Here is a 13,297-nt window from a genome sequence, read left to right on the forward strand (position 1 = left end):
AAGGGTGGCAAGGTGGTCAGCTTTTCAGCGCCCGGTTCAGCAAATCAAGGTCTTCGGCGATCTGTCCGTCAGACTGCCGCAGCTCCTCAATACGTTTCACACCGTGAATGACTGTGGTGTGGTCCCGTCCGCCAAAGCGGCGGCCAATTTCAGGCAATGACCGTGTGGTCAGCTGTTTGCACAGATACATCGCAATCTGACGGGGCCTTGCATAGGCCCGCAGACGCTTTGGCCCCACCATATCGCTTAGTCTGATGTTGAAATGGTCGCTCACCTTGCGCTGAATTTCCTCAATCGTCACACGGCGATCATTGGCGCGCAACACGTCTGACAGGCATTCCGTAGTCAGTTCCATGTCCACGTTGCGCCCCACAAGTGACGCAAAGGCAAAGAGGCGCGTCAGCGCACCTTCCAACACCCGAACGTTGGACGGGATACGGCTGGCCAAAAACTCCAGAACGCCTTCTTCAACGTGCAACTCGGGATGATCCACGCGGTGGCCCAGCAGTTTGTTCTGCAGAATGCCCAGGCGCAGCTCATAATCCGTCGGGTGCAGGTCCACGACCAAACCAGACTGCAAACGTGATTTCACGCGGTCCTCAAGATCCTTGATCTCATTTGGGGCCCGATCGGCTGAGATCACGATCTGCTTGTTCTGAGACACCAGCGCGTTGAACGTGTGAAAGAACTCTTCCTGCGTGCTATCCTTGCCCGCGATGAACTGCACATCGTCCACCATCAGCACATCGACGGATCGGAACAATTCCTTGAAATCCATCATCTTGCGGTCGCGCAAGGCCTGCACGAAACGGTACATGAACTGCTCAGCCGATAGGAATACGACGTTCAAGGATGGGTCGGTTTCTTTCAGCCGCCGTGCAATCGCATACATCAAATGCGTCTTGCCCAGGCCAACACCACCATAAAGCATCAGCGGGTTAAACGTGACCGGCCCGCCTCCGGCGACACGGCGCGCTGCGGCATGGGCCAGCTCGTTCGGCTTGCCGACCACGAAATTGTCAAAGCTGAAGCGCGGATCGACAGGGGACAGTCCAAACATGTTGTCGCTGTTGCTTGCCACAGCGGGACGCGATTGCACCTGACGCGCGCCAGAGGATTTGGCGGTTGAATTGCTGGGCGCGCGCTGCGGCGCTTTGAGGACGAATTGTAAACGTCCAACCGAGATTCCGGCGTTATTGATCTCATGCAGGATCAAATCTGCGAAGTTCTGGCTTACGTAGTTGCCAAAGAAATTTGTCGGTACGTTGATTGTCGCGATGCCATTGTCGACATCGCCTGGCACCATTGGTTCAATCCAAGTGGTAAAGTTATTCTGCCCAACAGTCTTAAGAAGCCGCTGTGAAATTTCGCCCCATTCTTCCCGCATCATAATACTACGTGTTGCCCCTTTTCCAATCACATGCCACCAACGCGACACCAAACATCAGAACGACTGTTCCTAATCCGGTCCCGCACGAAACCGGTCGCGTCCTGACGACACACAAACCTACCGAACAACGAAACGCTCCCCACCAAAGGAGTGTCGCGCTGGGCGGAGAGGTCCGCCTACTCATGATGTGACAGGGCAAATGCACGACAGCGGCATTTGCAGATCATCCCACCGTTTCAACTACGGCGTAGCGATGGCCCTTATTTTTATCGGTTTAGCGCCGCACATGCGCTTCCGATTCTTAAAGCCTGTCCCCCCTGCGAGATTCCTCGCCTGACGTTGGTAGCAACTTCGAAGGGGTCGCTTCAACACATCTTCAAACTTGACTCAGGGTTTGCGGAAAAAGAATCTCTCCTGCCAAATTTGCTGCAGATGCAAAGAAAAAGGCGCCGCAGAACGACGCCTTTTTTTTCAATCAATTACGCGATTCCCGTTTTAAGGGAAGTCGAAAGTCAACCCAGCGCTTTCACACGCGCGGACAAACGTGACATTTTCCGAGCGGCTGTATTTTTGTGGAAAACGCCCTTGGTGACGCCGCGCATCAGCTCAGGCTGTGCGATTTTCAGCGCTTCAGCGGCAGCGGTTTTGTCGCCAGAAGCGATCGCTTCTTCCACCTTGCGCAGATGCGTCCGAATCCGTGAACGACGTGCTTTGTTAACTTGGAAGCGCTTTTCGTTCTGACGGGCGCGCTTCTTGGACTGTGGTGTATTTGCCATGAGGATCTACCTTCGGGGTCTGAGTTCAATATCTAACGCACGTATTGCCAAACCCATGCCGGAGTACCCGGTGAGGTGATTCTAGCCTGAGCGGGCTGCACGCGCATGTCTGACCGGGCCTATAGCGGTCCTGGGGGGCGGTTGTAAAGGGAATGCAACCGCCCCCCCGTGTTCTCATTGGTCCTTGAGAGGCCTAGATCGCCGCGTAGATCGGGAAGCGCTGGCAGAGTGCGACCACTTCTTTGGCCACTTTCGCTTCTACCTCTGCGTTGCCGTCCGGGCCATTGGCGGCCAAGCCGTCGACCACTTCAACGATCCAATCGCCGATCTGGCGGAACTCATCCTCACCAAAGCCGCGGGTTGTCGCCGCGGGTGATCCCAGTGCGGATGCCCGAGGTTACTGTAGGCTTTTCTGGATCAAAGGGGATGCCGTTCTTGTTGCAGGTGATATGCGCCCGGCCCAACGCGGCATCGGTGATGTTGCCGGTCACGCCCTTGGGGCGCAGATCGACCAGCATCACATGGGTGTCGGTGCCGCCGGTGACAATATCCAGCCCCCCTTGATCAGCTGATCTGCCAGGGCAGCCGCATTCGTGCGCACCTGCTTTATATATGTCTTGAACTCAGGCTGCAGCGCCTCGCCAAAGGCCACGGCCTTGGCCGCGATCACATGCATCAGCGGACCGCCCTGAATGCCGGGGAAAATAGCAGAGTTGAATTTCTTGGCCATCGCTTCGTCATTTGTCAGGATCATGCCGCCGCGCGGGCCACGCAGGGTCTTGTGCGTCGTGGTCGTGGCCACATCCGCATGCGGGAAAGGGGAAGGATGCTCACCCGCCGCCACCAGGCCCGCGAAATGTGCCATGTCGACGTGCAGATAGGCCCCAACGCTGTCGGCAATCTCGCGGAAGCGCGCGAAATCAATCTGGCGCGGGATCGCAGAGCCGCCCGCGATGATCAGCTTAGGCTGATGTTCCTCGGCCAGCGCCTGCACCTGATCATAATCGATCAGGTTGTCGTCTTCGCGCACACCATATTGCACGGCATTGAACCACTTGCCCGACTGGTTCGGCGCGGCCCCATGTGTCAGGTGCCCGCCAGAGGCCAGGTTCATCCCCAGGATCGTATCACCGGGTTGCAACAGCGCCTGGAACACGCCCTGGTTCGCTTGAGAGCCGGAGTTTGGCTGCACATTGGCAAAGCCACAGCCAAAAAGCTGGGTTGCCCGCTCAATCGCCAGGTTCTCGGCGACATCCACATAAGCACAGCCCCCATAATAGCGACGGCCCGGGTAGCCTTCGGCGTATTTGTTGGTCATCACTGAGCCCTGCGCTTCCATCACAGCGGCTGAGACGATGTTCTCTGACGCGATCAGCTCAATCTCATCGCGCTGGCGGCCCAGCTCATTCTGGATGGCCTCGTGGATCTGAGGGTCCAGGCTGGCAAGGGACTGGTGAAAAAACGGACGATGGTCGATGGCATTCATAGGTGTCTCTTTCCTGTAAGGCCGCTCAGCCGCAGGGCGACGAACGGCTTGTGTAATATATAGTGTGTGTAAGGCGGGCGGATGGTGCCCTGCAAAAGGCCGCCCATGATGATGGACGGCCAAAGGGATGAAAAAGCGGAGGACCCCGCGCTTAGTTCACGCGGTCGGGCGGCGTTTGCCCGTCAAAGAACGCTTCGAGGTTTTCAAGCGCCCGGAACCCCATTGCCTCACGGGCTTCAGCCGTGGCGCTGCCCAGGTGGGGCAGCATGACCAGCCGGTCACTGTCGAGAAGATCTTTGGAAATCTTGGGCTCTCCATCAAAGACATCAAGCGCCGCACCACCGATCGTTTCAAAGGCCAGTGCCTGCACCAGATCATGCTCGTTGATCACCTCGCCGCGGGCGGTGTTGATCAAGAATGCGCCAGGGCGCATCAGGTCCAAACGACGCGAGTTAATAAGGTGCCGGTTTTCCGCCCCGCCGGGGCAATGCAGTGATACAAAATCGCAGCGCGGCAGCAGATCATCCAGATCATCCGCTTGGACGGCATTATATTGTGCCAGCACCTCGGGTGCGACGCGGCTGCGGTTGTGCACCACAATGTCCATGCCAAACCCATGATGCGCCCGGCGCGCCATTTCCTGACCGATGCGGCCAAAGCCCACGATGCCCAGGGTTTTGCCAGACACCTTTGTGCCCACCAGATGCGTGGGCCGCCAGCCGTCCCAGCGACCTGCGCGCACCTCACGTTCGCCTTCGCTGGCGCGTCGTGCCGCCATCAGCATCAGCGTCATCGCCAGATCAGCGGTGCATTCTGACAAAACATCCGGCGTGTTTGTCACCACCATGCCAAGCGCATCTGCACTTGGAATGTCGATGTGGTTGAACCCAACGCCGTAGTTCGCCAGCAGCTTGGTGCGCGGGCGCGTCAGCTCCATCGCATCCGGCCCGATCTTGTCGGTGACCGTCGGCAGAACCGCGTCAAAGTCTTTGAACGCCTGGCGGAATTCACAGGGGCGCAACGGCACATCATTATTGGACAGCACCACATTGAACTGATCGGCCAGCTTTGCCTCAACAGCGGCGGGCCACCGGCGGGTCACAAGAACCTTTGGCTTGTTCATACCCATCTCCCTCACATCACGCTCGCAATGGTCTCGCCGATCACGGCGGGGTTTTCGGCCACGGTCACACCCGCAGCGGACAAGATCTCAACCTTCTCAGACGCGCTTTCGCCGAAGGCTGAAATGATCGCACCCGCATGGCCCATTGTCCGGCCCTTTGGCGCGGTCAGACCGGCCACGTAAGCCACAACAGGTTTTGTGATGTGCTCTTGGATGTATTCAGCCGCTTCCGCTTCTTGTGGGCCACCGATCTCACCGATCATGGCGATGACATGGGTGTCCTCATCATCCTCAAACCGCTGCAGGATGTCCTTGAAAGAGGATCCGTTGATAGGATCGCCGCCAATGCCCACGCTGGTGGACACGCCAATCCCGCGTTCCTTCAGCTGTGCTGCGGCCTCATACCCCAAGGTGCCGGATCTGCCGACGATGCCGACGTTGCCAGGCAGATAGATATGCCCCGGCATGATCCCCAACAGCGCCTTGCCCGGAGAAATCGTGCCCGCACAGTTTGGCCCGGTCAGCACCATCCGTTTTTCACGTGGATAGCGCATCATATAGCGTTTCACCTGGATCATATCCTGGGCGGGGATGCCATCAGTGATGCAGACACAGTATTTAATGCCCGCGTCCGCGGCCTCCATGATACTGTCGGCGGCAAAAGGCGGCGGCACAAACACAAGGCTCGCCTCGGCCTGGGTTTCGGCCACCGCTTCTTTCACGGTGTCAAAGACGGGCACACCATGCACGGTTTCGCCCGCCTTGCCGGGGACAACGCCGCCAACAACATTGGTGCCATACTCCAGCATGTCTTTGGTGTGGAACTGCGCCATGCGTCCGGTGATCCCCTGGACGATGACACGTGTTTCGCGGTCAAGAAGAATGCTCATGCCGATACTACCTTCAAGTTTAAGGAATTGTCGCTTTTCCAAGCAGCAACGGAGCGTTCCGCCGCCTCCATCAGGGTAGAGGCACGGATGATCGGCAGGCCGCTTTTGGCCAGGATCTTTTGCCCCTCTTCTACATTGGTGCCGGCCAGCCGGACGATGACGGGCACATCTACCTGCACCTCGCGCAGCGCTTGCACCACGCCTTCGGCGACCCAGTCACACCGGTTGATGCCCGCAAAGATGTTGACCAAGACGGCCTGCACATTCTGATCCGACATCACCAAACGGAATGCCTTGGCCACACGCTCAGGCGTGGCACCGCCACCAATGTCAAGAAAGTTCGCAGGTTCGCCGCCCGCCAGCTTGATGGTGTCCATCGTGGCCATCGCCAAACCGGCACCGTTCACAATGCAGCCGATGTTCCCATCAAGGCCCACATACGACAGACCTCGATCCGCCGCGCGGCTTTCGCGGGGGTCTTCCTGGCTTTTGTCGCGCAGCTCACTGATCTGCGGATGGCGGAACAGCGCGTTGTCGTCGAAGGTCATCTTCGCATCCAGCGCCAGCACGCGTTTGTCATGGGTGATCACCAGCGGGTTGATCTCAACCATTGTTGCATCCAGCTCGCGGAACGCGCGGTAGCATCCTTGCAGCGTGTGCACCATTGCCTGCGTCAGGCTTGGCTCAATCCCCAGTTTGAACGCAATCTCGCGGGCCTGGAAATCGCGCAGACCTACTGCAGGCTCTACTGTGGAGCGTACAATGCTTTCTGGTCTGGTCTCAGAGATCTCTTCGATCTCCATGCCACCTTCGGCGGAGGCCACGATCATGATCCGTTGGCTGGTCCGGTCCAGCACGAACCCAAGATAGATTTCGCGGTCAATCGGCACAGCCGCTTCGACATAGACGCGGTAGATGCCTTTGCCTTCGGGCCCGGTCTGATGTGTGACGAGCTTTTTGCCAAACATCTCTTCGCAGGCCTCCTGGATCTCATGATCCGTCCCGCACAGCTTGACGCCTCCGGCTTTGCCCCGGCCCCCAGCATGGACCTGAGCCTTCACAACCCATTTATCGCCCCCCATTTCCCGCGCGCGGTAGGCCGCTTGCTCGGGGCTATAGGCCAAGGCACCAGTTGGAACGGAGACGCCAAAGTTGCCCAGCACCTCTTTGGCTTGATATTCATGGATGTCCATATCGTCGTCCTCCTCCTTATGTCGCCTTATGCCGCGATGCGGGCTTGGTAATGCGCGTCGAGGCCGGCCAGAATGGTGTCGATATCCACCTCTGCCCCCAGATCATTTAGCGCTTGGGCGAATTTCGTCACAATTTCGGTGATCGCTGCACGGCTCAGCAGGTTCAAAATGCCGATGCGTACCTGAACCGGCGCCGACAACGTGGGCCAAATGCCAAAGCCCTGCGCCCGGCAGTTTTGCACCAGCTCCGCCTCACGCCCGGCAAACGCCTTTGGCAGGTTCAGCACCACAAGGCTGGTCATGTTTGATGTAACCTCACAGCCCATCGCCGTGACCGCATCGCGCAACGCCTGTTCGTGGAACACGTATTCCTGCGCGCGCTGGGCAAGGCCGTCGGCAAGGTTGATCCGAAGTGCTTCATGGAACGCGGCCACCGCATAAGCGGAATGTGTGCGGTGATAGCTGCCTTTCTCCACATCCTGGCCATCCACGATGCCCCAGTGCCGGGCTTCCATGATCGGATGGTTGGAATAGGTGTAGGCGCCGTTCGCGCGCAGCGTTTCAATGTAGCGGTCCGAAAAGCTGACCGGTGCATAGGTCAGTGGCAGGCACAACAGGCCCTTCTGCGGGCAAGATGCCCAGCCCGCCACACCCGGATAATCATCCAGTGCGAAATCCTCGACACCCAAGGAAGATACCGCATCCACCAGGCCCATCGCGTCGTGGCGCAAACAGGCGTCTGAAAAACCCTTAAGATCGTTGATCCGGCCAGAGCCTGTTTCCCAATGGGCCATGAACGCCCACTTTGGTTTATGCTCGGCCAGCGCGGCTTCGATCACCTCTTCGGTCACGGAAACGCCGTGGGGCACTTCGATGACGGTGACACTTGCTGGCATTGGGTTCAGGCTGTCGGCGGCCAGCTCTTCGCGGGTTGCGGCCTTCATCCGAAGCGTCAGCGCATCAATGCCGGAGAACGTGCCGTTTGCAAAAGCCACCACCGTGTCGCCGGGCATGACCGCAGACATCATCGTGTCCAAACCGCTCCACCCGGTGCCGGCCACGCCAAAGGTATAAACGTTCTTGGTGCCCATGAACGTGCGCAGCATGTGCTTGCACTCAATCATCCCGCGCAGCACGTCCGCATGCATGTGATCGGCCAACCCGGCACCGGCAAAGGCCTGCAGCACGCGGGCGTCGGTATTGCCCGGGCCGGGCCCAGCGGCCAAGGTGTTGGGGATTTCAAGCGCTGGAAAGGGAACCGTCTGAGTCATAAGAACCGCCTATTTCTTTCGAGAGATTAATTGTTGGGCAGAGAAAATATTTCTTTGCCGATTGACGCAACGTCGGTTACTCCTGCTTTTGGGTATATATTTGGGTAGGTTTTTGCCCGCCCATTTAGGTAAATATGCCACGGTATACCGAAATAGTGCCCGCCCAAATGGGTAGGTTTTTGCGAAAAGGGCAATAAATGCAACCGTCTAGCCGTCCGAGCAACCCGATCTCTGTCGCGCTCGCGGACAGCAACATGCTGGTTCTTTCAGCGATGTCCGAAATTTTTGACCGCGATCCGCGATTCTCTCTCGTGGCCACGGCTGCGACCGCCGAAGACTTTCTGGGAACGGTGATCCGGGTGCCCGTGCAGATCGGGATCATTGATTGGAACCTGCCTGCGCTGGGCGGTCAGCGGCTCATTGAGGTGCTGCGCGATCAGGCCAACGCGCCGCGCATCCTGGTCTACGGCGATGACGCCGGAGATCTGCCGCGGCAAGCGCTGGCCGCAGGGGCTGCCGGTTTTACCCCGCGCAACGGTCCGGTGGAGGGGCTTCTCGACACCAGCGCGGCGGTGGCGGCGGGCCAGATGGTGTTTCCGTTCCTCGATGTGCGGGCGCTGCAAACCGACCCCATTCACCAGCTCACCAAACGCGAACGCGCCCTGCTTGAGGCGCTGTCTCGGGGGCTCAGCAACAGGCAGCTCGCGGCGGAGTTTGAGATCTCTGCCAACACCGTCAAATTCCACCTCTCAAACCTCTACGAAAAGCTCTCTGTGACCAGCCGCACGCAGGCGGTTGCGTTTTACTTTTCGTCGCGTCTGGATCAGGCCGCGCCAGGCGAGGGATGAAATCACCCTTTCCAAATTGTTCAAAAATACCTGCTTGACAGTAATAAAATTACTCTCTTTGTCTTGCGCCCACTGTAACTCTGCAAGCGCAAGGATCTCCCAACATGAGTTTTCACCCCGTCGAACAAGCCCCAGGCCGCCTGAACCGCAGCGAATTGGCCGTCCCAGGCAGTCAGCCGCAAATGTTTGAAAAAGCAGCGCAATCTGATGTCGACGTCATCTTCCTTGACCTTGAAGATGCCGTGGCCCCGGATGAGAAAGAACAGGCACGCAAGAACATCATCAAGGCCCTGAATGAGATCGACTGGGGCACCAAATCCATGTCGGTTCGAATCAACGGGTTGGACACGCATTACATGTATCGCGACGTCGTTGATGTCGTAGAACAGGCAGGCGAGCGGCTGGATCTGATCATGATCCCCAAGGTTGGCACCGCCGCGGATGTCTATGCGGTGGACATGATGGTGACCCAGATTGAGGATGCAAAAGGCTACAAAAATCGCATCGGTTTTGAGCACATCATTGAGACCGCTTTGGGCATGCAAAACGTCAACGAAATTGCCGCCGCTTCCAAGCGGAATGAGAGCCTTCATTTCGGGGTTGCAGACTATGCCGCGAGCATGCGCGCCCGCACCACAGTCATCGGCGGTGTGAACCCCCATTATTCGGTCCTGACGGACCCTGATGATGACGGTGGCCGCCAGGTGCATTGGGGCGATATGTGGCATTCTGCCATCGCCAATATGGTCGTGGCCGCCCGCGCCAACGGACTGCGCCCGATCGATGGGCCGTTTGGCGATTTCTCTGATCCCGAAGGCTACAAAGCCGCCGCCTACCGCGCTGCTGTGTTGGGATGCGAAGGCAAATGGGCCATCCACCCCAGCCAGATTGCCCTGGCCAACGAGGTGATGAGCCCTTCAGAGGCGGAAATCACTAAAGCCAACCGCATTCTGGAAGCCATGGCCGAGGCGGAGGCCGCAGGCAAAGGGGCCGTGTCCCTCGATGGTCGCTTGATTGATTACGCGTCAATCCGCCAGGCCGAAGTGCTGGTTGAAAAGGCCAAGCAGATCGCGGCCGGCTAAAACAAAAAAGGGCGCGGGCACATGTCCGCGCCCACCCCTGCAGGCTTTGCTCTGTTAGGACAGGATCACTTATCTCGGAACTGCGCTTCGCGCTTTTCAAGGAAGGCAGACATGCCTTCTTTTTGATCCTCAGTCGCGAAAAGAGAATGGAACACCCGCCGTTCAAACAGCAGACCTTCGCGCAGCGGCACCTCATAGGCGCGGTTCACCGCCTCTTTCACGACCATCACGGAAACCATTGATTTCTCTGCGATCTTTTGCGCGGCACCCATGGTTTCATCCATCAGCTTCTTGACCGGTACAACGCGGCTGACCAGCCCCGCACGCTCCGCTTCCTCGGCGTCCATAAAGCGGCCCGTCAGGTTCATGTCCATCGCTTTGGACTTACCCACCAAACGCGTCAAACGCTGGGTACCGCCAATGCCAGCGACCACACCAAGGTTGATCTCTGGTTGGCCAAACTTTGCCGTCTCAGAGCAAATGATGAAATCACACATCATCGCCAATTCGCAGCCGCCGCCCAGGGCATAGCCCGACACCGCCGCAATGATCGGCTTGCGCACGCGCATGATCTGATCCGTCTCAGGGGTGAACAAATCGCCAGAGAAGACATCGACAAAGCTTTTGTCCTTCATCATGGCAATATCGGCCCCGGCGGCAAACGCCTTGTCTGAGCCGGTGATGACGATGCAGCGCACCTTGTCGTTGTCTTGGCACCCTTTCAGCGCGTCCGCCAATTCCCCCATCAACTCAGCATTCAGCGCATTCAGCGCGTCGGGCCGGTTCAGCGTGACCAGGGCCACATGGTTATCAACGTCCAGCGTGATCGTCTCGTAAGCCATCCAGGATGCTCTCGTTTGTTTCGCACAGGCCTAGGTGCATACCATGGGCAGAAGGTGTTTCAAGCTATCTTTGGCATTGACTGCAATAGAAAGATGAGCGTCCCGATTGCACGATCCGAGAGATTGACGCGGGGCATTCGGGGCTTCTGCAGGCCTCTCCTTCGCGGCCATAAACGTCAAAGCGGTGCTGAAAATACCCCAGCTCCCCATCCGCCTGCCGGAAATCGCGTAACGATGATCCGCCCGCCTCAATCGCCTCTGCCAGCACCTGCCGGATGATCGGCACCAGCCCTGCCACCCGCGCCTCAGAGATGCGCCCGGCCTTGCGCTTGGGGTGGATGCCTGCCCGGTAAAGCGCTTCACAGACATAGATATTTCCCAACCCCGCAACGATGCGCTGATCCAGAAGGGCGGATTTAATGGGTGTGTTGCGCCCGTCCAACGCGGCCACCAAATGCGCCTCGTGAAAATCATTGCCCAAAGGTTCAGGGCCAATGCTGGCCAAAAGCTTGTGCTGGTCCGCAGTCGCCGTATCCAGCAAATCCATCGCACCAAAGCGGCGCGGGTCATTAAAGGTGATCCGTGCGCCGTTGGACATGTGAAACACCACATGATCGTGCTTTTCAGGGGCTGGGTGATCATGCACAAATTGCCCCAGCGGATCGCCTGAAATCAGCATCCGCCCCGACATGCCCAGGTGCACAAGCAGTGATTCCCCTGACGCTAGATCTGCCAGAATGTACTTGGACCGGCGCCGCATCTGCAGCACCTTCTGGCCGGTCAGCCGCTCAGCCATGCGGGGCGGAAAGGGCCACCGCAGATCGGGGCGGTTAACGTCTGCTTGCGCAATCACCGCGCCCTGCATCGCAGGCATCAGCCCACGCATCACGGTTTCCACTTCGGGCAATTCGGGCATCGCACTCTCTCACTGGGATCGCCCACAGCAAGAAAGGCACACCGCCTTTGCCAGGACCAACAGACCTGAGACTTAGGCCCTTTGGTTCATCGCCTCAACATCTTTGAGAAACCGCAGGAAGGTGGGCATGCCAACCAGGTATTTTTGCATAAACACCGGCTTTTCATTCCCAAAGCGCATCCGATAGACAAATTGCCCATCCGCGCTGATCCCTTGATAGTCTGTCCAGTCATAGGTCTAGTCGCGGAAAAAGTAATCCGGGGCCGTCAGCCCCTCATCGTCATAGCGCGCCTCGTAATTGGCGATCATCAAGGTGGCATAAAACACCACCACAGTGATCATCAGCGCGCTGACTGGGTCCAAACCGCCTTGCCCTGAAAACGGCCCCCAGGTCATCAGCATCACCGCCGCGCCAAAGCCAAGGCTAAAAATCCGCAGCCCCAGCGTGGGCCGCATGACAACGGTGTTCAAAGACATCTCAGGCTCTGCGTTCAGCCCCACAGCCGCCAGTGACAATTTCCCCGGCGCATTGGCGCTGGGCTCGGATCGTTTCTTGCGGCGGCGCAGTTCAAAAAGAAAAAGGCCAATGACCAATAACAGCGCAAAGCTAAGGCCAATCGCGACGGCCAACAGTATCAAGTTCATGTGGAAACCCCTGCGTCAGAATGAGGATTTGTCTCTTGTCGAACATCGGTATAACCCCACATGGACGTTCTTAAGGCAGGATCGTGGTATGACGGCGGATAAAACGACACATTTCGGTGCGCAAACCGTGCCAGAAGCGGACAAGGCCGGCATGGTGCAAGATCTCTTTGATGGGGTCGCCAATAAATATGACATCATGAACGACGTGATGAGCGTGGGCATCCACCGCATTTGGAAAGAGGCGATGATGGATTGGCTGGCCCCGCGCGGCGGTCAAAAGCTGCTGGATGTGGCGGGCGGCACGGGCGATGTGTCATTCAAATTTCTCAAACGTGCGGGCTTTGGCCATGCAACGGTCTGCGACCTGACCGAAGGGATGCTTGTAGAGGGACGCAAACGCGCCGAGGCGGCGCAGCTTGCCGATAGCCTGGATTGGGTTGTGGGCGATGCGATGGCGCTGCCCTTTGAAGACAACACTTTTGACGTCTACACGATCAGCTTTGGCATCCGGAACGTGACCCGCCCCCAAGAGGCCCTGAATGAAGCGTTTCGCGTGCTGCGCCCCGGTGGCCGTCTGATGGTGCTGGAGTTCAGCCAACTGCCCAACCCGATGATGCAAAAGGCCTATGACCTTTACAGCTTTAACGTGATCCCACGTATGGGCCAGATGATTGCAAATGATCGCGATAGCTATCAGTACCTTGTTGAATCCATTCGTAATTTCCCAGATCAAGAAACCTTCCTGGGGATGGTGAAACAGGCCGGATTTGAACAGGCCAAGTACCGCAACCTGACAATGGGTGTGGCGTGTCTGCATTCGGGGTGGAAGCTCTAG

The 13,297-nt window shown here is 58.0% G+C and carries 12 protein-coding genes and 1 pseudogene; 3 read left to right on the forward strand and 10 right to left on the reverse strand.

Annotated elements, in window-relative coordinates; translation table 11 throughout:
* Nucleotides 1-16: 16 nt before the first annotated feature.
* The 7 genes and pseudogenes from dnaA to ACZ1HM_RS01790 form a co-directional block, all read right to left on the reverse strand.
* Nucleotides 17-1,390, reverse strand: a complete 1,374-nt coding sequence (gene dnaA, locus ACZ1HM_RS01760) for a chromosomal replication initiator protein DnaA (protein ID WP_472740900.1) — start codon at nucleotides 1,388-1,390, stop codon at nucleotides 17-19.
* Nucleotides 1,391-1,902: 512 nt separating this feature from the next.
* Entirely contained in the window at nucleotides 1,903-2,166 is a 264-nt protein-coding gene (gene rpsT, locus ACZ1HM_RS01765; protein WP_472740902.1) for a 30S ribosomal protein S20, read from the reverse strand.
* Nucleotides 2,167-2,359: 193 nt separating this feature from the next.
* A pseudogene (glyA, locus tag ACZ1HM_RS01770) lies at nucleotides 2,360-3,652 on the reverse strand (serine hydroxymethyltransferase).
* A gap of 151 nt (nucleotides 3,653-3,803) precedes the next feature.
* Nucleotides 3,804-4,775: a 2-hydroxyacid dehydrogenase gene (locus tag ACZ1HM_RS01775; protein ID WP_472740904.1), complete on the reverse strand. Its 972-nt coding sequence runs from the start codon at nucleotides 4,773-4,775 to the stop codon at nucleotides 3,804-3,806.
* Between the two features lie 11 nt (nucleotides 4,776-4,786).
* Complete coding sequence (gene sucD, locus ACZ1HM_RS01780) at nucleotides 4,787-5,665, reverse strand: succinate--CoA ligase subunit alpha (protein ID WP_472740906.1); 879 nt, start codon at nucleotides 5,663-5,665, stop codon at nucleotides 4,787-4,789.
* The gene (locus ACZ1HM_RS01785) at nucleotides 5,662-6,858 is read right to left on the reverse strand and encodes a malate--CoA ligase subunit beta (protein WP_472740908.1); all 1,197 of its coding nucleotides are present in this window, start codon (nucleotides 6,856-6,858) and stop codon (nucleotides 5,662-5,664) included. Before ACZ1HM_RS01785 ends, sucD begins: the two co-directional genes overlap by 4 nt.
* 26 nt (nucleotides 6,859-6,884) lie before the next feature.
* A complete protein-coding gene (locus tag ACZ1HM_RS01790) occupies nucleotides 6,885-8,129 on the reverse strand; it encodes a pyridoxal-phosphate-dependent aminotransferase family protein (RefSeq protein ID WP_472740910.1) in 1,245 nt (414 codons plus the stop codon).
* A 197-nt stretch (nucleotides 8,130-8,326) separates the two neighbouring features.
* On the opposite strand from ACZ1HM_RS01790, the gene ACZ1HM_RS01795 reads away from it, so the two are divergent.
* Together ACZ1HM_RS01795 and ACZ1HM_RS01800 are read left to right on the forward strand one after the other, a co-directional pair.
* Nucleotides 8,327-8,977, forward strand: a complete 651-nt coding sequence (locus ACZ1HM_RS01795; RefSeq protein ID WP_472740911.1) for a response regulator transcription factor — start codon at nucleotides 8,327-8,329, stop codon at nucleotides 8,975-8,977.
* Nucleotides 8,978-9,081: 104 nt separating this feature from the next.
* Complete coding sequence (locus ACZ1HM_RS01800; RefSeq protein ID WP_472740913.1) at nucleotides 9,082-10,059, forward strand: HpcH/HpaI aldolase/citrate lyase family protein; 978 nt, start codon at nucleotides 9,082-9,084, stop codon at nucleotides 10,057-10,059.
* Between the two features lie 65 nt (nucleotides 10,060-10,124).
* Here the strand turns inward: ACZ1HM_RS01800 and ACZ1HM_RS01805 are convergent, their stop codons facing one another.
* The 3 genes from ACZ1HM_RS01805 to ACZ1HM_RS01815 all read right to left on the reverse strand — a co-directional run bounded on the left by ACZ1HM_RS01805 (nucleotide 10,125) and on the right by ACZ1HM_RS01815 (nucleotide 12,462).
* Complete coding sequence (locus tag ACZ1HM_RS01805) at nucleotides 10,125-10,901, reverse strand: enoyl-CoA hydratase (protein WP_472740914.1); 777 nt, start codon at nucleotides 10,899-10,901, stop codon at nucleotides 10,125-10,127.
* A gap of 64 nt (nucleotides 10,902-10,965) precedes the next feature.
* Nucleotides 10,966-11,817: a bifunctional DNA-formamidopyrimidine glycosylase/DNA-(apurinic or apyrimidinic site) lyase gene (gene mutM, locus ACZ1HM_RS01810; protein WP_472740916.1), complete on the reverse strand. Its 852-nt coding sequence runs from the start codon at nucleotides 11,815-11,817 to the stop codon at nucleotides 10,966-10,968.
* 237 nt (nucleotides 11,818-12,054) lie between these two features.
* Nucleotides 12,055-12,462 (reverse strand): hypothetical protein, encoded by a 408-nt coding sequence (locus tag ACZ1HM_RS01815; protein ID WP_472740918.1) that lies wholly within the window; start codon nucleotides 12,460-12,462, stop codon nucleotides 12,055-12,057.
* 88 nt (nucleotides 12,463-12,550) lie between these two features.
* Between ACZ1HM_RS01815 and ubiE the strand changes: the two genes are divergently transcribed.
* Complete coding sequence (gene ubiE, locus ACZ1HM_RS01820) at nucleotides 12,551-13,297, forward strand: bifunctional demethylmenaquinone methyltransferase/2-methoxy-6-polyprenyl-1,4-benzoquinol methylase UbiE (protein ID WP_472740920.1); 747 nt, start codon at nucleotides 12,551-12,553, stop codon at nucleotides 13,295-13,297.

It is taken from the genome of Sulfitobacter sp. GN1-4 (genome assembly GCF_055693825.1).

What these genes read in the sequence shown, in the direction of transcription:
- dnaA (WP_472740900.1), bottom strand. Translation starts at nt 1,390, where the DNA reads ATGATGCGGGAAGAATGGGGCGAAATTTCACAGCGGCTTCTTAAGACT.
- rpsT (WP_472740902.1), bottom strand. Translation starts at nt 2,166, where the DNA reads ATGGCAAATACACCACAGTCCAAGAAGCGCGCCCGTCAGAACGAAAAG.
- ACZ1HM_RS01775 (WP_472740904.1), bottom strand. Translation starts at nt 4,775, where the DNA reads ATGAACAAGCCAAAGGTTCTTGTGACCCGCCGGTGGCCCGCCGCTGTT.
- sucD (WP_472740906.1), bottom strand. Translation starts at nt 5,665, where the DNA reads ATGAGCATTCTTCTTGACCGCGAAACACGTGTCATCGTCCAGGGGATC.
- ACZ1HM_RS01785 (WP_472740908.1), bottom strand. Translation starts at nt 6,858, where the DNA reads ATGGACATCCATGAATATCAAGCCAAAGAGGTGCTGGGCAACTTTGGC.
- ACZ1HM_RS01790 (WP_472740910.1), bottom strand. Translation starts at nt 8,129, where the DNA reads ATGACTCAGACGGTTCCCTTTCCAGCGCTTGAAATCCCCAACACCTTG.
- ACZ1HM_RS01795 (WP_472740911.1), top strand. Translation starts at nt 8,327, where the DNA reads ATGCAACCGTCTAGCCGTCCGAGCAACCCGATCTCTGTCGCGCTCGCG.
- ACZ1HM_RS01800 (WP_472740913.1), top strand. Translation starts at nt 9,082, where the DNA reads ATGAGTTTTCACCCCGTCGAACAAGCCCCAGGCCGCCTGAACCGCAGC.
- ACZ1HM_RS01805 (WP_472740914.1), bottom strand. Translation starts at nt 10,901, where the DNA reads ATGGCTTACGAGACGATCACGCTGGACGTTGATAACCATGTGGCCCTG.
- mutM (WP_472740916.1), bottom strand. Translation starts at nt 11,817, where the DNA reads ATGCCCGAATTGCCCGAAGTGGAAACCGTGATGCGTGGGCTGATGCCT.
- ACZ1HM_RS01815 (WP_472740918.1), bottom strand. Translation starts at nt 12,462, where the DNA reads ATGAACTTGATACTGTTGGCCGTCGCGATTGGCCTTAGCTTTGCGCTG.
- ubiE (WP_472740920.1), top strand. Translation starts at nt 12,551, where the DNA reads ATGACGGCGGATAAAACGACACATTTCGGTGCGCAAACCGTGCCAGAA.